Source organism: Klebsiella sp. BIGb0407, from assembly GCF_024807845.1.
Classification (GTDB): domain Bacteria; phylum Pseudomonadota; class Gammaproteobacteria; order Enterobacterales; family Enterobacteriaceae; genus JGM124.
Map to the genome: position 1 here is coordinate 73203 of NZ_JANUEQ010000009.1, position 19111 is coordinate 92313.

Annotated in this window: 12 protein-coding genes; 7 read left to right on the plus strand and 5 right to left on the minus strand. The window is 52.0% G+C overall.

The window, feature by feature from the left end:
• Window positions 1–715: 715 nt before the first annotated feature.
• From nirB to M2387_RS21710, 5 genes are all read right to left on the minus strand, one after another.
• Window positions 716–3652 (minus strand): nitrite reductase large subunit NirB, encoded by a 2937-nt coding sequence (nirB, locus tag M2387_RS21690; RefSeq protein WP_259052569.1) that lies wholly within the window; start codon window positions 3650–3652, stop codon window positions 716–718.
• Between the two features lie 106 nt (window positions 3653–3758).
• Entirely contained in the window at window positions 3759–4556 is a 798-nt protein-coding gene (locus M2387_RS21695) for an ABC transporter ATP-binding protein (RefSeq protein WP_259052571.1), read from the minus strand.
• 9 nt (window positions 4557–4565) lie between these two features.
• The gene (ntrB, locus tag M2387_RS21700; RefSeq protein ID WP_259052573.1) at window positions 4566–5384 is read right to left on the minus strand and encodes a nitrate ABC transporter permease; all 819 of its coding nucleotides are present in this window, start codon (window positions 5382–5384) and stop codon (window positions 4566–4568) included.
• Between the two features lie 12 nt (window positions 5385–5396).
• Window positions 5397–6659, minus strand: a complete 1263-nt coding sequence (locus M2387_RS21705) for a CmpA/NrtA family ABC transporter substrate-binding protein (RefSeq protein WP_259052575.1) — start codon at window positions 6657–6659, stop codon at window positions 5397–5399.
• A 258-nt stretch (window positions 6660–6917) separates the two neighbouring features.
• Window positions 6918–8135, minus strand: a complete 1218-nt coding sequence (locus M2387_RS21710) for a nitrate regulatory protein (RefSeq protein WP_259052577.1) — start codon at window positions 8133–8135, stop codon at window positions 6918–6920.
• A gap of 251 nt (window positions 8136–8386) precedes the next feature.
• Here M2387_RS21710 and licT point away from each other — a divergent pair, with 251 nt between their 5' ends.
• From licT to M2387_RS21745, 7 genes are all read left to right on the plus strand, one after another.
• On the plus strand, window positions 8387–9226 hold the full coding sequence (gene licT, locus M2387_RS21715; RefSeq protein WP_259052579.1) for a BglG family transcription antiterminator LicT: 840 nt from the start codon (window positions 8387–8389) through the stop codon (window positions 9224–9226).
• 114 nt (window positions 9227–9340) lie between these two features.
• Window positions 9341–11203, plus strand: coding sequence for a PTS beta-glucoside transporter subunit IIABC (gene bglF / locus M2387_RS21720; RefSeq protein WP_259052581.1), 1863 nt, complete (start codon window positions 9341–9343; stop codon window positions 11201–11203).
• Window positions 11204–11215: 12 nt separating this feature from the next.
• Window positions 11216–12610, plus strand: coding sequence for a glycoside hydrolase family 1 protein (locus M2387_RS21725; protein ID WP_259052755.1), 1395 nt, complete (start codon window positions 11216–11218; stop codon window positions 12608–12610).
• Between the two features lie 161 nt (window positions 12611–12771).
• Entirely contained in the window at window positions 12772–13332 is a 561-nt protein-coding gene (locus M2387_RS21730) for a TetR/AcrR family transcriptional regulator (RefSeq protein WP_259052584.1), read from the plus strand.
• A 42-nt stretch (window positions 13333–13374) separates the two neighbouring features.
• On the plus strand, window positions 13375–14496 hold the full coding sequence (locus tag M2387_RS21735; RefSeq protein ID WP_259052587.1) for an efflux RND transporter periplasmic adaptor subunit: 1122 nt from the start codon (window positions 13375–13377) through the stop codon (window positions 14494–14496).
• Window positions 14496–17603: an efflux RND transporter permease subunit gene (locus M2387_RS21740; protein ID WP_259052589.1), complete on the plus strand. Its 3108-nt coding sequence runs from the start codon at window positions 14496–14498 to the stop codon at window positions 17601–17603. Before M2387_RS21735 ends, M2387_RS21740 begins: the two co-directional genes overlap by 1 nt.
• Window positions 17603–18973, plus strand: coding sequence for an efflux transporter outer membrane subunit (locus M2387_RS21745; protein ID WP_259052591.1), 1371 nt, complete (start codon window positions 17603–17605; stop codon window positions 18971–18973). The genes M2387_RS21740 and M2387_RS21745 overlap by 1 nt, the downstream gene beginning before the upstream one ends.
• Window positions 18974–19111 lie beyond the last annotated feature (138 nt).

The following is a 19111-nucleotide window of genomic DNA, read 5'->3' on the forward strand; positions in this document are numbered from 1 at the left end:
TTTTTAAGTTAACTACTGAGTAGAAAACAGTCTCACTTAAACAGTATATGGCGAATTTTAATCTGTCATCTTTTCACTTATGGCATTACAGCTACGGGAAAAAACAGGGTCATCATGCTAATAAAAGCATCAGATAATTCAATTAATAGCTTTAAAATCAAATAGATATATAATTTTCACTTTTAATACTAATAACTACAAGTGAGTAGTAAAAAGGAAATTAATTGCTCACAGAACAATAAGAGAATTGGCGAAGGTATTGTGACCAGGAATTAAAATAATTATATGAAAATTATAATATTATTTTAATAAAACCCTTATTTTAAAAGGGTCTATAGTGGGATATTGTAAAAATTGTAAGTAGATGAAAAAAGTTCCCAATAATTATCATTTTCAGATTATACCGAATGCAAATAAGCCCCTTCCCCTTACCTGAGACTGATATTGTCACCGTTATACTGTTATCTGAGCAGGTTAAATCGCCCTTCATTAACAGTGCAAGCTATGACAGACGTTCGCTCACATCTGTAGCCATTCTTTTTGCCTGTACCAGGCACTGCCGAAGCCATACAGAGCTGTGAGTTGGTGTCCATATTCTCTACGCCAATAAATCCTTTCATTTGTTTATTGGCGACGTAGAAACCCTCTATTAGCAACTAACCGGAGCCTGAAAAGGCACCGGTTAGTTGCGTAGATTCTGAAGCAGAGGCTTTATTCACACGCTGGCCATAGCGATGATCTCAGCAACTTTCGGCTCGGTTACCTGCGGCTGCTCTTGCACCCAGACACGACCCTGCTCTATTTTCACCGGCCAGACATTCAGCACCTTCTCGGTATCGTCGATACTGCGCCCGTCCTGCAAACGAAAACGTTGTTTATAGAGCGGTGAAATGACTACCGGCTCACCTTTTACATCGCCCAGTATTCCCCTCGCCAGCACGTTGGCGTCACTGTCAGGCTCATGATTACTGAGTGCAAAAACCTTTTGCGGGTGGCCCGGCAAATGGAACAGCGCAATCTGTCGATTCGACAGTCTTGCCGCCATACCGGCGTTCTCCGGGATAGCGCTTAAGTCGCATAATTCGACCCATCCCTGTACCGCAACGCGAGGATGATTAACGGTTACGGTAGGGATAACTAATCGTTCCTGCGAGGTGGCCGGGCGGATCTGCTGACGTTCAGTGACCATCACCACCGCTTCATCCGGTTCCGGGCTGTTGATAAACGGCTTAAACAGTGCCAGACGGTCCGGGCTCGCGAGAGTGGTTTGCCATTCGCACTGATACGTATCGACCACCGCCTCCATTTCGCTTTCCAGTTCAGCACCTATGTGTAAGCTGTCTTCCAGTACCACCTGGCGCAGGTAATCTATCCCACCTTCAAGATTATCCATCCAGGTACTGGTACGTTGCAGGCGATCGGCGGTACGGATATAAAACATCAGGAAACGATCGACGGTGCGGATCAGGGTTTCGGTATCCATATCCTGAGCCAGTAAATTCGCATGGCGTGGTTTCATGCCGCCGTTGCCGCAGACAAACAGATTCCAGCCCTTTTCCGTGGCAATCACGCCGACATCTTTGCTCTGGGCTTCGGCACACTCACGGGTACAGCCTGAAACCGCCATCTTAATTTTATGCGGCGAGCGCAGCCCCTTGTAGCGGCTCTCCAGTTGAAGCGCCAGTAAGGTGGAGTCCTGTACTCCGTAACGACACCAGTTAGATCCAACGCAGGATTTAACCGTGCGCAGGGATTTACCGTAGGCATGGCCGGTTTCAAACCCGGCATCGACCAGCAGTTGCCAGATCTCGGGTAACTGCTCAAGGCGCGCCCCAAAAAGATCGACACGCTGACCGCCGGTAATTTTGGTATAGAGGTTGTAGCGTTTGGCGACCTGACCAATGGTTATCAGCCCGTCCGGGGTAATTTCGCCCGCCGGAATACGCGGTACGATCGAGTAGGTACCGTCTTTCTGGATATTGGCAAAATAACGATCGTTAGTATCCTGCAACGGTAAATGCTCGGGCTTAAGTAGGTAGTCATTCCAGCAGGATGCCAGGATCGAACCTGCCAGCGGTTTACAGATCTCACAGCCGCTGCCCTGGCCATGTTTATGGATCAGATCTTCAAAGCTGCGGATCTGACCGATACGCACTAAGTGATAGATCTCCTGACGGGAATAGGCAAAGTGCTCGCAAATATCTTTTTTTACCTCCACGCCCATTTCTGCCAGCGCACACTCCATCACCTGTTTGGTCAGCGCCGCACATCCGCCACAGCCCGTCGCCGCTTTGGTGCAGGATTTTATCGCCGCCATATCGCCGCAGCCGCCCTTCACCGCATCAAAAATATCGGCTTTACTGACGTTATAGCAGGAGCAGATTTGCGCGCTGTCCGGCAGGGCGGCAACGCCAAGGCTTTTCGGAGCGGCACCCGCACTGGCAGGTAAAATAAGCCCCTCAGGATGAGCAGGCAGAGGCATATCATTGAGCATCATCTGCAATAGCGTGCTGTATTCGCTGCTGTCCCCCACCAGCACCGCACCGAGCAGGCGTTTACCGTCCCCGGAGACGACGATTTTCTTATAGATTTCAGCCGGGCCATCGACCCAGTTGTAACTCTGGCTGCCAGGCGTCCGGCCGTGGGCATCACCGATAGAGGCAACTTCAACCCCGAGTAACTTAAGTTTGGTGCTCATATCCGCACCTTTAAACGCTACTTCGCTACCACAAAGCGTATCCGCCAGGGTACGAGCCATCTGATAACCCGGCGCCACCAGGCCAAAAATCTGACCGTTCCATAAGGCGCACTCACCAATGGCAAAAATAGCCGGGTCGGAGGTGCGACATTGATCGTTAATAACAATGCCCCCGCGCGGGCCTACCTCCAGTCCACCGTCTTTAGCCAACCGATCGCGCGGGCGAATACCCGCTGAGAACAGCACCAAGTCGGTCTCGAGATGGCTGCCGTCGGCAAACTCCATCCGGTAACTGCTGGTTTCGCCCGCCACAATAGCGCGGGTCTCTTTGCCGGTATGTACCTGTACGCCCAAGGCCTCAATTTTATGGCGCAGCATGCCCGCGCCGCCTTCATCAAGCTGAACGCCCATTAACCGCGGGGCAAACTCCACCACATGGGTTTGTAGCCCGAGATATTTAAGGGCGTTGGCCGCTTCCAGCCCCAGTAATCCCCCGCCCACGACAACGCCAACTTTGCCCTGGGCTGCACATTCCTGAATAGCAACCAGATCATCAAGCGTACGATAGACCAGACAGCCCGGCGCATCGTTGCCCGGGATCGGTGGTACAAAGGGATAAGATCCGGTCGCGAGAATCAGTAAATCATAGGCCGTCTGCCGCCCCTGTCGGTCGACAACAAAGCGGTGCTGGCTATCAATATGTTCAATTGTATGGGAGAGGCGTAATTCAATTCCGGTCGATTCAAAGAAGTCGCCCTCGACCATCGACAACGATTCCGCGCTGCGACCGGCAAAAAATTCCGAGAGATGAACCCGGTCATAGGCCGGGGCTTTCTCTTCCGCAAACACAATAATTTGATATTGCAGATGTAATTCACGCTCAACCAGTTGCTGCAAGAAATAGTGGCCAACCATGCCGTGTCCGGCCATCACTAATACGGGTTTAGACATCACATTGCTCCTCGCTACCTCTGGGGATAACGGTTCATTTATTCGTTTTATGGTCATCACAGGTGCCTCATCTGCGTTCTAAAGATTCAATGGCACCTGTTGGGTTGAGTCAGACTACGGCCTGATGTTTTTCGTACAGGAATTGCAGCACCTGCTGGCGGTACTGGTGGAACAGAGGGGAATTCGCCAGCGCGACTCTGGAACGCGGGCGCTCCAGCTCTACATGCAAGACTTCACCCACTTTCGCCGCCGGGCCGTTAGTCATCATCATGACGCGATCGGAGAGCAGTACTGCCTCGTCAACATCGTGGGTAATCAACAGGATGGTGGTTTTCAGTCGGACCTGAATTTCCATGACCGCATCCTGCAGATGCGCGCGGGTTAAAGCGTCAAGTGCGCCAAAGGGCTCATCCATCAGCAAAACTTTCGGTTTCATCGCCAGAGCGCGGGCAATACCGACGCGTTGCTTCATGCCGCCGGAAATTTCACCGGGGCGTTTATCGGCAGCGTGATCCATATGAACCAGTTCGAGGTTATACATAATCCACTCCTGCATCTCCGCTTTGCTCATCTGCCCCTGGAACACCTGACGTACCGCCAGCGCTACGTTCTCAAAAGTGGTCAGCCACGGCAGCAGGGAATGGTTCTGGAACACCACTGCGCGTTCCGGGCCTGGCTCAGTCAGCTCTTGGTTATCACAGAGCAAGACGCCTTGTGTCGGGCGACTCAGCCCGGCAATCAGATTCAACAGGGTGGATTTTCCGCAACCGGAATGGCCTATCAGACTGACCGTCTCGCCGCGCGCAATATCAAAGCTGACGTTATCGAGTGCCAGAAAAGGGCCTTTTGCGGTCTGAAAACTCTGGCTGACGTTTTGTACCCGGATAATAGCTTGGTCATTTTTCATTTCAGGCTCCTAACGATTGTCGTAGCTAAAACGGCGAGCAATCGCCACCAGCCCTTGATCCAGCAACATGCCCACTACGCCAATCAGCAGAATGGCAATAATGATGTTTTCCACGTTGAGGTTGTTCCATTCATTCCAGATCCAGAACCCAATCCCGACGCCACCGGTCAGCATCTCGGCAGCCACAATCACCAGCCAGGCAATACCGATCGACAGACGCACGCCGGTCAGAATGTAGGGCAGCACGGCAGGAAAGAGGATTTTGCGCATCACGGTAAATTCACTGAGCTTCAGGACACGCGCGACATTGAGGTAGTCCTGCGGAATACGGCTGACGCCTTCCGCGGTATTGAGGATCATCGGCCAGATAGAACAGATAAAAATGGTCCAGGTAGAGGCAGGTTCTGCGCGCTGAAACAGCAGCAGGCCAATAGGCAGCCAAGCCAGCGGACTCACCGGACGTAACAGGGAAATCATCGGGTTAAGCATGCTGGCAATAAAGCTGAAGCGACCAATCAGGAATCCCACCGGAATACCGACTAATGCCGCCAGACCAAAACCGGTAATCACGCGTTGTAATGACGCCAGCACATTCCAGCCAATGCCCACATCATTAGGCCCGTCAATATAGAAGGGTTCAGCAAAAATAATTTTGGCTGACTCCCAGGTTTTTAGCGGTGTCGGAAAGCCTTTGCTGGTGAGAGCGGCAATCTGCCAGAGCGCCAGCAAGATGAGGATACCGAGCAGGGCCGGTATCGCCTGCTGGATAAAGTTTTGTATCGCTATGCGAGCCTGTAGCCCGGCCTGGGTTTTCAACGTTGTCGACATCGGGTATCTCACTTAGCGTTTCATCGCAAAACTGTTGGCATATTCAGCGGGGTTGCTGCCGTTCCAGACTTTTCCGTCCATCAGCGTGCTGGTACGCATATCGCTTGCTGGCAAATTAATTCCGCCGACGGCGGTCGCGGCCTGTTTGTAGACGTCGGTACGGTTGATCTTTTTGGCAATAGACAGATAGTCAGGATCGCTATCGATCAGCCCCCAGCGCTTATGCTGAGTCAGGAACCACATACCGTCGGAGAGATAGGGGTAATTGACCGCGCCATCATTGAAGAAGCGCATGCCGTGAGCATCCTGCCATTGTTTCCCCAGCCCGTTATCGTATTTCCCGAGCATCCTTCCCTCGATGGTGGCTACCGGGGTGTTGATATAGGCGCGCGCCGCGACGGTCTGTGCGGTTTCGATACGGTTAGCGTCGGAAGTATCAATCCAGCGTGAGGCATCCAGCACCGCAGCGGTCAGTGCACGGGCAGAGTTAGGGTTAGCGGCAACCCAGGCCGAGGTCGTTCCGAGAATTTTTTCCGGATGATCGGGCCAGATTTCCTGCGAGGTAATAGCGGTATAGCCAATGTCGTCCTGAATCGCCCGCTGGTTCCAGGGTTCACCGACACAGAAGCCGCTCATATTGCCGATTTTCATATTCACCACCATTTGTGGCGGCGGTACCACGACATTGCGCACATCATCGAAAGGATGGATCCCGGCATTGGCCAGCCAGTAATAGAGCCACATGGCATGTGTGCCGGTCGGGAAGGTCTGAGCAAAGGTGTAAGTCCCTTTGTCGCTGGCATCGACGGCTTTTTTCAGCGACCCGGCATCCGTGACGCCAGCCTGTTTTAGCTGGTTTGACAGGGTAATCGCCTGGCCATTATTGTTGAGCGTCATCAGCATCGCCATATCATGCTGCGGGCCGGAAGCGCCAAGCTGTAGTCCGTATACCAGACCGTACAGCACATGCGCTGCATCCAGTTCACCGGAGACCAGTTTGTCGCGTACTGACGCCCAACTGGACTCCTTGACGGGGATGATTTTGATGCCGTATTTCTCATCAAATTTTTTCACTGCCGCCATCACCACCGAAGAACAGTCAGTCAGCGGAATAAAACCCACCCGCAGTTCTCTTTTTTCTGGCGCATCAGAGCCTGCGGCCCAGACGCTATTCATAAAGCCAGGCATCATCATGCTGCCGCCTAACGCGACGCTGCCTGCAATGAAGCGCCGGCGGGATAATTCCCCGAAAGTTTTTTTGTCGTTTTGCGTCATTGCGGCTTCCTGTAAGGTTGAAAAATAACCAAAAAAAACGTCCACTCAGAACCCAGTTTCCTGGGTACTAATGGACGTCTTTATCCGTAACTCTTACCAGACCGCCATTGGCCCGGTGTTTATGTTGTAAAAGTAATGCAGTTTGTGTGCCAACTTAAAAACTGCGCCAGTAACGGGTAGTTGCTGTTGATATCACACCCGACTTGCACCGATTCAGAACGCCATGCACATCACTTTGGTGCAAAGACCGCTCTTAAATCACTTGTCCTTTTTCACCCATACGGAGGATACCGCCAGCATGGCTTCAGCAATTTCTGTCAGTTTTTTATTCTGGTTCATCGCCATATCGCGCAGCGTTTTATGAGCCTGTGGTTCGGTCAGTCCCTGGTACTGAATAAGTAAATTTTTTGCTCGTTCAACTAATTTTCGTTCTGCCAGCGTAGCGCGAAGCTCCGCCAGCTCTGCTTCACGGGCCTGCAACTGACGTGACTGTTGCTCTACCAGTTCCAGTACCGAACGACTCAGTTGTAGTGGAATCAGTGAGGCGTAATGGTTTTCCAGCTGTGGAATTTGCTCGATATCTTGCTGCTGAAGTTTGAGCGCGATTTGCGTTTCATGGATGCGCTGACGGCAGCACTCCATCAGAATATCTTCCAGCAAATCTTCCACAATCTTCATGCCATCAATACGTGCGGTGGTAACGGCAAACCAGTGCAATGCCACCTGCCCCGCCTCGCCTTCTGGCGTCACACCGGTACAGGCAATACGCCGGAATCGTTCAAACTCACTGCTATCAGCGCTTAGCTGTTGCTGCCAGAGGGCCATGCAACGCGCATCAGCGAATTCACTAAACGTCTGGAAACAGCGCTCCTGACTTTCTATCAGGTCCAGTAACTGTCGATGAGCGTTATCGTCAAAGTAACCCGCGGTAAAGCCCGCAGCGCCCGTGGCACGCTCCTGAGCGGCCAGCTCTTTCCCTTGCATAAAGCTGAACATCGCCAGTAACGCACGGGAAATTGCCGGATCGCCTGAGATATCAGCGGCTTCAAATACCAGCGCTAAATGGGTGCGTATCACCTCAGTGTACTGACGCATAGCATCAGGCTGGGTGATTTCCAGCGCCTGAATCTGCTGACGCAGCAGCGATAACGTACTGAGGCTATGCAATACGGCAGCGATACGGCTGAATAATCGTGGCGCATTGCCCGTGTGCTGGCCGGTTAAATCCAGCGCCAGAATATGCTGATTAACCACCTGTTCAGCCATTTGCACTTGCAGTGCCCGCTCACTTCGCTGCCCGGCCCAGGTTTTCCCTTGGGAACATAAAAAGATATTTGCCGTTCCCCGTTCACGCTGTAGCACATGGATAAGCTGACTGACCGCACCCACCAGCTCGCCCATCTTTAATAGCTGTTCGAGACCGGTGATTTCGCTTTTTTTCGATGCCAGCACAAAGCTGAGGGCTGAGAGAGTCATATAAACCTGATATCCGGGATAAAACAGGAGTGAAGCAAGAATTGTGCCTGACTGAGTATTGAGCCCCCTGGCAGGGTGACCTTCTGGTATCACTTCTTATTTCGATCTTCATCACGTTTCTTCTTACCTCTCATTGAGACGTAAGAAGAAACTGATAATATGCGCGAACTGGATTGTTACTGCGTAAGGCAGGCAAAACCTGATCATCTGACATCTGTCGGAGGTCAGGTTTTTTTGTTTCTGGGGTTCCGATGAAAATCGCCAAAGTTCTTAATAATAATGTGGTGGTGGTTCAGGATGAACGGGGATGCGAACAGGTCGTAATGGGTCGTGGACTGGCCTTCCAGAAACGTACGGGTGACACTCTGGATAACGACAAAATCGAAAAAGTTTTTGCGCTACAAAGTGATGAAATGATTCATCGTCTGGGGGAACTGCTTAACCAGATACCCCTGGAAGTGATGACGACTTGCGATCAAATCATCAGACTGGCCGCAGAACGGCTGGGGAAATTGCAGGACAGTTTGTATATCACGTTAACCGATCACTGCCATTTTGCTATCGAGCGGCAAAAGAAAGGGCTGGCGATTAAAAACGTGCAGTTGTGGGAGATTAAACACCTCTACCCAAAAGAGTTCGCCCTGGGGCAAGAAGCAAGAGCGATTATCGCTCAGCGGTTAAAGGTCGAACTGGTTGAGGATGAGGCAGGTTTTATCGCTCTGCATCTGGTTACAGCACAGCTAAAAAATGAAATGCCTGAAGTGATGCATATCACCCGGGTGATGCAGGAAATACTGCATCTGGTGAAATATCAGTTACAGATAGAATATGACGAAGAATCATTAAGTTATCAGAGATTCCTGACACATTTAAAATTCTTCGCCCAGCGGATGTTAACCCGCACGGTAGTCGCAGATGATGATGTCTCTCTACATATAGCGGTTAAAGAAAACTACGCAAAAGCCTGGAAATGCGCAGAAAAAATTGCGCAGCACCTGGAAAAAAGTTATCAGCGCGAGCTGACAACAGAAGAAGTGATGTTTATCGCCATTCATATTGAACGGGTGAGAAAAGAAGGGCGTAAAGCCTAAAAAAAACGGATTGCTACTGCATTACGCAGGCAAAACCTGAGCGTGTCTTCCTGATAAGGGGGATGTTCTCGGGTTTTTTTATTTTTAGACTCAGTCAGAGGTAAGGAAATAGAGATGGAATATCAAGCTTTAGCAAAAGATATTCTCGGCCACGTCGGGGGCAAAGAGAACATTGTCAGTCTGGTACATTGTGCGACCCGGCTTCGCTTCAAACTAAAAGATAATAAAAAAGCCGATGCCGAAGGACTGAAGAAAAATCCTGACCTTATTATGGTTGTCGAAAGTGGCGGCCAGTTCCAGGTGGTGATTGGTAATCACGTTAACGATGTCTGGCAGGCGGTTCGCCGTGAAGCGGGATTAACCGATGACACCCCAGTTGAGACTCATGACACGGGTGAAAAAACCAGTCTGTTCAGCAAGTTTATTGACATTGTCTCCAGTATTTTTACGCCATTTATCGGCATTCTGGCGGCCTCCGGTATTCTGAAAGGCTTGCTGGCACTGGCTATCGTCTGTGGCTGGCTGACGACTGATAGCGGCACCTATAAAATCTGGTTTGCCGCCAGTGACGCCCTGTTCTTCTTCTTACCTATGGTACTGGGCTACACCGCCGGGAAAAAATTTGGCGGCAACCCGTTTATCACCATGATTATTGGTGGCTCGCTGGTTCATCCGATGATGATAGAAGCCTTCAATACCAGCCAGCAGGCGAGCGCGGCTACCGAACTCTTTCTCGGTATCCCTATCACCTGGTTTAACTACGGCTCATCGGTAATCCCGATTATTCTTGCTTCCTGGCTGAGTTGCTGGATCGAGAAAAAGAGCATGAAGCTGCTGCCATCCTCGATGAAAAACTTCTTCGCTCCGCTGATTTGTATCGGTATCACCGTACCCTTAACCTTCCTCGCAATTGGGCCTGTCGCCACGGGTCTGAGCCAGATGCTGGCAAACGGTTATTCCTGGATTTACGACATGGCGCCATGGCTGGCAGGCGCGGCGATGGGTGCGTTATGGCAGGTTTGTGTAATTTTCGGCCTGCACTGGGGGCTGGTGCCGCTGATGATCAACAACTTATCGGCACTGGGCAGTGACTCAATGCTGCCTATGTTGCTTCCGGCTGTTGCAGGTCAGGTCGGTGCGGTCTTTGCCGTATTCTTGCGTACCCAGGATAAACGCCTGAAAGTGCTGGCGGGTTCTTCAGTCACCGCGGGTATTTTTGGTATCACCGAACCGGCGGTTTATGGCGTGAATTTACCGCTACGTCGTCCGTTTATCTTCGGCTGTGTCGCTGGAGCTGTGGGTGGTGCGATTGTCGGTTTGAGCGATACCCACGTCTACTCCTTCGGTTTTGCCAATATCTTTACTTTCGCCCAGATGATCCCGCCTGGTGGAGTCGACTCCACGCTGTGGGGAGGCGTTATTGGTAGCCTGGTTGCGTTAGCGCTGAGCTGCGTCATGACTCTGGTGGCCGGAATGCCAAAAGACAATAAACCTGCCCCAGTCGCTGTAGTGCCTGTGACTGAAAACGATATCTTGTCACCTATGACCGGTACCGTACTGGCTCTGGATCAGGTTCCGGATACCACGTTTGCCAGCGGTCTGCTGGGTAAAGGTGTGGCAATTATTCCTTCTGATAACAAAGTCATTGCTCCCTTTGCCGGAGAAGTGGCCTCGCTGTTCCAGACCAAACATGCTATCGGCCTGCTAAGCGATAACGGAATTGAGGTGTTGATCCACGTGGGTATCGACACCGTAAAACTCGATGGAAAACCTTTTACGGCACATGTCAAAGTCGGTGACAGAGTGCAAGCGGGTGACCTGCTTGTCGAGTTCGATCGTCAGGCGATTATCGATGCCGGATACGACCTGGCAACGCCTATTATTATCAGTAACAGTGACGAGTACCATGAGGTCATAACTATGGCAGCAAGCTCGGTTCAGGCCGGTTCACCGTTACTCAGCGTTAGTCATCAATAACAGGAGCACATGATGAAAACTTTTCCAGATGCATTTTTATGGGGTGGCGCGGTAGCCGCGAATCAGGTTGAAGGCGCTTACCTGGAAGACGGTAAAGGGCTGTCCACTTCTGACGTCCAGCCTCAGGGGGTTTTTGGCTCAGTTGTTGAACGTGTAGCGGGCGATAGCGGCATTAAAGATGTGGCGATTGATTTCTATCACCGTTACCCAGAGGATATTAAACTCTTTGCCGAAATGGGCTTTAGTTGCCTGCGCGTGTCGATTGCCTGGACGCGTATTTTCCCGAACGGTGATGAGCAAGAGCCTAACGAAGCAGGGCTGGCATTTTACGACCGCCTGTTTGCTGAACTGGCAGCACATAACATCACCCCACTGGTCACCCTGTCACACTATGAAATGCCGTGGGGACTGGTGAAGCAATACGGTGGCTGGGGTAGTCGCGAAGTGATTACCTTCTTTGAGCGCTACGCGCGTACGGTATTTGCGCGCTATAAAGAGAAAGTGAAGCTGTGGCTGACCTTCAACGAAATTAATATGTCGCTCCACGCCCCAATGACCGGTGTTGGGCTGCCAGAAACCAGCAGCAAGGCTGAAGTTTTCCAGGCTATCCATCATCAACTGGTAGCCAGCGCTCTGGCGGTTAAAGCCTGCCGCGAGATTATTCCTGATGCTAAAATCGGTAATATGATCCTCGGTGGTCTGGTGTATCCGCTGACCTGTAAACCCGAAGATATCTTCGAAACCCTGCAAGAAAACCGCACCTGGCAGTTCTTCGGTGATGTGCAGTGTCGTGGAGAATATCCGGGCTATATGCTGCGCTTCTTCCGCGATAACGGCATTCAGCTTGAGATCACCGATGCCGATCGCGCCGCGCTGAAAGCCACCATCGATTTTATCTCGTTTAGCTACTATATGACCGGCTGCGTCACCACCGACGAAGAGCTGAATCATCAGGCACGCGCGAATATTCTCAACATGGTGCCTAATCCACACCTCGCCAGTTCTGAGTGGGGCTGGCAGATTGACCCTATTGGCCTGCGTACTCTGCTGAACGTGCTGTGGGATCGCTATCAAAAGCCGCTGTTTATTGTTGAAAATGGTCTGGGCGCTAAAGATAAACCTGATGCTGATGGCATAGTTCAGGATGACTACCGTATCAGCTATCTTAACGATCACTTGGTCCAGGTACGTGAAGCTATCGATGATGGCGTTGAGGTTATGGGCTATACCAGCTGGGGTCCTATCGACCTGGTCAGCGCCTCAAAAGCCGAGCTGTCCAAGCGTTACGGCTTTATTTATGTCGACCGTGATGACAGCGGCAACGGAACTCTGGCGCGTAGCCGCAAGAAAAGCTTCCACTGGTACAAAGAAGTGATTGCTACCAAAGGTGCTTCTTTAAAAGACTGATATAGAAAAACCACATAAATCCTGTGCCACTCCACCGTTTGTCAGGAGTGGCACATCTCCTCTTTAGATGCTTTTCCACTCAATCTTCCTTCACATTCTTAGGTTAAATTAATCCAAATTGAGAACGTTCATTCTCAATTGCTTAATCTGAGAATCGATGTATGACCAGCAAACTACAAATACGACAAAACGAAATCATCACCGCCGCACGCCGCTGTTTTCGCGAAAGCGGTTTTCACGCCGCCAGCATGTCGCAGATAGCCACAGAAGCTAAACTCAGCGTCGGTCAAATCTACCGTTATTTCGCCAATAAAGACGCCATTATCGAAGAGATGATCCGCCGAATTATCGACTATCGCATCAATGAAATGATGGAGGGCAAAATTCACACTCACCTGATGCCGCAGGCACTCGCCAGCCGCTTGACGCTAAGTGAGGATGACGATGCGCTAATGCTTGAGATGACTGCAGAAGCGACACGCAACCCGAAAGTGGCGGCCTGGCTTGCAGAAGCTGACGAGAGAATGTTTAACAATGCCTGTGAACATCTGCAAAAAGAATATCCACACCTGAGCCCTGAGCGGGTGCGCTGTTGTGTCGAGATAATCGCAGTCATGATGGAAGGTTCTCTCTACCGCCGATTAACGCCCCAGAAAGTCTCCCCTGTCGAGTTAGAAAAAATCTATCAGGAAATTATCAATCTGCTTGTCACCGATAAATAACGTTTCCCCGTATTCACTTGCAAAAAATAATCTGAGAAAAAAATGAAACATGTCCTGAGCACACTTGCCGCATTAATGCTTCTTAGCGGGTGTGATACTGCGCCCGTATCCTCCCCACAGCCACCAGAGCAAGAGGTTGGGGTTATCACCTTAACCCGCCAGCCTCTCACTATCGTTAATGAACTAACCGGGCGAACCAGTTCGGCATCCAGCGCCGAAGTCCGTCCTCAAGTGACAGGTATCATTCAAAAACGCCTGTTTACAGAAGGGGATCATGTCAAAGCCGGGCAGGCGCTCTATCAAATCGAGTCCGATAGTTTCCGGGCAACTTTTAACGAAGCTGCCGCTGCCCTGAAGCAGGTCCAGGCGTTAGTCAATGCCGACTGCGCTAAAGCATCACGCTATGCTCAACTGGTGAAAGAGAACGGCATATCCCGCCAGGATGCCGATGACGCCGCATCCACTTGCGCCCAGGATAAAGCCAATGTTGAGGCGAAAACCGCTGCTCTGGAAAGCGCGCGGATCAACCTGAACTGGACAACCCTTAAAGCCCCTATTTCCGGCCGAATCGGCATATCTTCCGTTACCCCTGGCGCGCTGGTTTCAGCGGAGCAAACAACCGCTCTGGCAACAATCCGCGATCTTGAGACCATTTACGTCGACTTGACGCGTTCTAGCGTTGATCTGCTTCGTCTACGCAAACAGGCGCTGGCTGCAAATAACGAAGAGCTGAACGTCACGCTGATTCTGGAAGATGGCTCAACCTACAGTGAAAAAGGGCGTTTAGCTTTAACCGAAGTGGCGGTCGATGAGTCAACGGGCTCGGTCACGCTGCGCGCCATTTTCCCGAACCCGACTCAGCAACTTCTACCGGGTATGTTCGTTCGCGCGAAAGTCGATGAAGGCGTCATGAAGGATGCAATCCTGGCACCGCAGCAGGGCATTACGCGTGATGCCAAAGGCATCGCCACCGCCTTTGTCGTAACGGGTGATAACAAAGTCGAGCAGCGTAAACTCGAAACGGGTGATAGCTATGGTGACAAATGGCTGGTATTAAACGGCCTCCAGGCTGGCGATAAACTGGTGGTTGAAGGGAGCGGAAAAGTGGTTGCAGGTCAGCAGGTTAAGACCATTGAAGTCAACCCCGCGGGAGGAGATATCTGATGTTTGCACGTTTCTTCGTCCGCCGCCCGGTCTTTGCCTGGGTCATCGCGATTATTATTATGCTCGCCGGGATCCTGGCGATTAGAACGCTACCGGTCGCCCAGTATCCTAATGTCGCGCCTCCGTCGGTACAGATCTCCGCGACCTATACCGGTGCTTCTGCGCAAACCCTGGAAAATAGCGTCACTCAGGTGATTGAACAGCAGCTCACCGGGCTGGATAACCTGCTCTATTTTACCTCGACCAGCAGCTCTGACGGTTCGGTCAGAATAAGCGTCACCTTCGAGCAAGGAACCGACCCGGATACCGCTCAGGTCCAGGTACAAAATAAAGTCCAGCAAGCCGAATCACGCCTTCCCACTGAAGTACAGCAGGCTGGCGTCACGGTGGTTAAATCGCAAAGTAACTTTCTACTGATCCTCGGGGTATATGACAAAACCGACCAAGCCAGTAGTTCCGATATCGCCGACTGGCTGGTCAGTAACCTCCAGGATCCGCTAGCCCGTCTTAACGGAGTGGGCAGTTTACAGGTCTTTGGCGCTGAATATGCCATGCGTATCTGGATGGATCCGGCAAAACTGGCCTCCTACGCACTGATGCCTTCTGACCTGCAAACGGCGATTGAAGCGCAAAACGTTCAGGTTTCTGCCGGTAAAATCGGGGCGATGCCTTCCCCGGATACGCAGCAACTGACGGCAACCGTCCGCTCCCAGTCGCGTCTGCAAACCGTCGAGCAGTTCAAAGATATCATCGTTAAGAGCCAGGCTAACGGCGCCATCGTTCGCCTGGGTGATGTTGCCCGGGTGGAAGTTGGTAACGAAGACTATACCGCCGTTGCAAAACTCAACGGCCACCCCGCAGCGGGGATGGCGGTGATGCTGGCTCCCGGTGCTAACGCCTTGAGTACTGCCACTCTGGTGAAAGATAAAATCAATGAATATCAGCGTAATATGCCGCAGGGCTATGACGTTGCTTATCCTAAAGACAGTACCGAGTTTATTAAAATCTCGGTTGAGGATGTGGTTAAGACGCTATTCGAAGCCATCATTCTGGTGGTGTGCGTGATGTATCTGTTTTTACAGAATATCCGCGCGACCTTAATTCCGGCGCTGGCGGTTCCGGTAGTACTGCTCGGCACCTTTGGTGTACTGGCCCTGTTTGGCTACTCGATTAACACCTTAACCCTGTTTGCTATGGTACTTGCCATCGGCCTGCTGGTTGATGATGCCATTGTGGTGGTGGAAAACGTCGAGCGAATTATGCGCGACGAGGGGCTCCCGGCGCGGGAAGCGACTGAAAAATCGATGGGGGAAATTTCCGGGGCATTGGTGGCTATTGCTCTGGTACTCTCGGCCGTCTTCCTGCCAATGGCATTCTTCGGCGGTGCCACCGGGGTGATTTACCGTCAGTTCTCCGTCACCATTATCTCGGCGATGGTCCTTTCCGTGGTGGTGGCCTTAACCCTGACACCGGCACTCTGCGGTTCCATACTGCGCCATTCTGCCCCGCATAAAACAGGCTTCTTCGGCGCGTTTAACCGTTTTTACGGCTCGACTGAACGTAAATATAAACACCGGGTGCTGAATACGCTGAGCCGTTCAGGCCGGGTAATGGTGGTGTATCTGGTGATTTGCGCCACCATGACCTTTGCCATCTGGAAGCTTCCCGGCAGCTTTTTGCCTGGCGAAGATCAGGGCGAAATTATGGTGCAGTATATGCTGCCGGCGGGCGCCACCAACTCACGTACTGCAGAAGTCAGTAAACAGGTTACCGACTGGTTCCTCACCAATGAGAAAGACAATACCAGCGTGATTTTCACGGTAAACGGCTTTAGTTTTAGCGGTAGCGGCCAAAACGCAGGTATGGCCTTTGTCTCGTTAAAAAACTGGTCAGAGCGTGAAAATGCCGAGGACAGCGCCCAGGCGATTGCCTTACGCGCCACCCAGCAGCTCGGCACTATACGGGATGCCACCGTATTTGCCATGACGCCGCCGTCAGTGGACGGGCTGGGGCAAAGCAGTGGTTTTACCTTTGAATTACTGGCCAGCGGCGGCACCAGTCGTGAGGAGTTATTAGAGTTACGCAATACCCTGATTGGCCAGGCGAACCAGCATGCTTCTTTGCAGGCGGTACGCGCCAATGATATGCCCCAGACCCCGCAGTTACAGGTCGATATTGATAATAAAAAAGCGGTGTCGCTGGGCCTGTCATTAACCGATATTTCCGCGACGCTTTCCAGCGCCTGGGGTGGCACCTACGTTAATGACTTTATCGACCGCGGCCGGGTGAAAAAGGTCTATATCCAGGGCGACAGTGACTCACGCTCGGCCCCTTCTGACCTCGGGAAATGGTTTGTCCGCGGCAGCGATAGCAATATGACCCCCTTCTCTGCTTTCGCCACCACCCACTGGGAGTTTGGCCCGGAAAACCTGGTGCGCTATAACGGTTCTGCCGCCTATGAAATTCAGGGCGAGAACGCCGATGGCACCAGCTCTGGCGATGCCATGACAGTACTTGAAACCCTGGCTAATAATCTCCCCGCCGGTTCAACCTGGTCATGGAGTGGCCTGTCGTTGCAGGAAAAACAGGCCAGCGGACAAGCGCTCAGCCTCTACGCCATTTCAATTCTGGTGGTTTTCCTCTGCCTGGCGGCGCTGTATGAGAGCTGGTCTGTGCCTATCTCGGTGATCCTGGTTATCCCGCTCGGCCTGCTGGGTGCGGCCATGGCTGCCTGGATGCGTGATTTAAGCAACGATGTCTATTTCCAGGTCGCCTTACTGACAACCATTGGCCTGTCTTCGAAAAATGCCATTTTGATTGTTGAATTCGCTGAGGCCGCCGTCGCTGAGGGTTACTCTTTATCCCGCGCCGCGATCCGCGCAGCCCAAACGCGTCTGCGTCCCATCATCATGACTTCTCTGGCCTTTATCGCTGGCGTCACGCCGCTGGCGCTCGCTTCAGGTGCGGGAGCAAATAGTCGTATCGCTATTGGTACCGGCATTATTGGCGGCACGCTCACCGCGACAGTGCTGGCTATTTTCTTCGTACCTTTATTCTTTGTGCTGGTAAAACGCCTGTTCACCGCACCACTCCGGGAGCATAAATAATGTTTCGTCTCTCTGTGTTATTTATTGCCTTTCTCAGCGTCGGTTGTGTCTCTTTGGACCCCGATTACCAGCGACCTGACGCCCCGGTCCCGGCGATGTTATCGGGAAGTGAGGGGCAATCGAAGGTTGTCATTGGTAACTGGCAACAGGTAGTCAAAGATACGCGGCTGCAAAAAGTGATAGGCCTGGCGCTAAACGGTAACCGTGATATCCAGAAAGCCATTGCTGATATTGATGCCGCCCGTGCTCAGTACGGTGAGACTCGCGCCTCGCTGTTACCCACACTCAATGGCGAACTGAGCGAGACCCGCAGCCGGACGGCTGCGGCAGGCGTCAGCGGTAGCGCCCAGGCTCAGGGTGCGGTCAGCAGTTTTGAGCTGGACTTGTTTGGCCGCAACCAAAGCCTGTCGAGAGCCGCCCGTGAGACCTGGCTTGCCAGCGAATACACCGCTCAGAATACCCGCCTGACGATGATTGCCGAAATCAGCAGCGCCTGGGTCCAGCTTGCCACCGATAACAGTAATCTTGCCCTGGCACAGCAGACCATGGATAACGCAGCCAGCGCGGTAAAAATTGTTAAACGGCAGATGGAAGCCGGAACAGTGGCGCTCACAGATGTCAGCTCGGCGATGGGCGTCTACCAGCAGGCTCGCGGCCGCGTCGCGAACTATCAGACGCTGGTGATGCAGGATAAAAATGCGCTGAATCTGCTCGCCGGGCAGACGGTCGCGGATGATTTACTCCCGGGAACGCTGGACAGCTTAAGCAGTGAGACGATTACGCTGATACCGGCGAATATCGCCTCGACCCTGCTGCTTAATCGCCCGGATATTCAGGAGGCAGAGCATAATTTACAGAGCGCTAATGCCAGTATTGGCGCGGCTCGGGCGAACTTCTTCCCGACGATATCCCTGACATCCAGCGCAGGCGTTGGCAGCGATTCACTCTCTTCCCTGTTTAATGGCGGGATGAAAATATGGTCCTTTGCCCCGTCTATCACGCTGCCATTGTTCACCGGAGGCAGTAATCTGGCACAACTGCGCTATGCCGAAGCACAGAAAACCGGGCTAATCGCCACCTATGAAAAAACCATTCAGAGCGCCTTTAAGGATGTCGCCGATGCCCTGGCGCGTCGTCAGACGCTGAATGAGGAGTTAGATGCTCAGAGTCAGTATGTTGCCGCTGAGCAGCAAACCTTTGATATCGCAATGAAACGTTATCAGGCAGGAAGCGGTGACTATCTGACAGCTCTGACGGCACAACGTACCCTGTGGTCAGCACAGCAGTCGCTGCTGACGCTGCAACAAACGGAACTGAATAACCGAATCACGCTATGGCAGTCTCTGGGGGGTGGGATCAACCAGCCTTAAATTTGACATTCTCCCCGCCCTGACTGAATTGCCCCCCAAAAGTGGATAGCCAACTTTTGGGGGGCAATTCACCATGATATTACCGGATTCTTACACAGCCATCGGCTCGTTCAACCGATTATTTCAGGCTTAACCGAT

Coding starts and splice junctions, on each gene's coding strand:
- M2387_RS21725 (WP_259052755.1), top strand. CDS start 11,216: ATGAAAACTTTTCCAGATGCATTTTTATGGGGTGGCGCGGTAGCCGCG.
- bglF (WP_259052581.1), top strand. CDS start 9,341: ATGGAATATCAAGCTTTAGCAAAAGATATTCTCGGCCACGTCGGGGGC.
- M2387_RS21695 (WP_259052571.1), bottom strand. CDS start 4,556: ATGAAAAATGACCAAGCTATTATCCGGGTACAAAACGTCAGCCAGAGT.
- ntrB (WP_259052573.1), bottom strand. CDS start 5,384: ATGTCGACAACGTTGAAAACCCAGGCCGGGCTACAGGCTCGCATAGCG.
- M2387_RS21740 (WP_259052589.1), top strand. CDS start 14,496: ATGTTTGCACGTTTCTTCGTCCGCCGCCCGGTCTTTGCCTGGGTCATC.
- M2387_RS21710 (WP_259052577.1), bottom strand. CDS start 8,135: ATGACTCTCTCAGCCCTCAGCTTTGTGCTGGCATCGAAAAAAAGCGAA.
- licT (WP_259052579.1), top strand. CDS start 8,387: ATGAAAATCGCCAAAGTTCTTAATAATAATGTGGTGGTGGTTCAGGAT.
- M2387_RS21745 (WP_259052591.1), top strand. CDS start 17,603: ATGTTTCGTCTCTCTGTGTTATTTATTGCCTTTCTCAGCGTCGGTTGT.
- M2387_RS21705 (WP_259052575.1), bottom strand. CDS start 6,659: ATGACGCAAAACGACAAAAAAACTTTCGGGGAATTATCCCGCCGGCGC.
- M2387_RS21735 (WP_259052587.1), top strand. CDS start 13,375: ATGAAACATGTCCTGAGCACACTTGCCGCATTAATGCTTCTTAGCGGG.
- M2387_RS21730 (WP_259052584.1), top strand. CDS start 12,772: ATGACCAGCAAACTACAAATACGACAAAACGAAATCATCACCGCCGCA.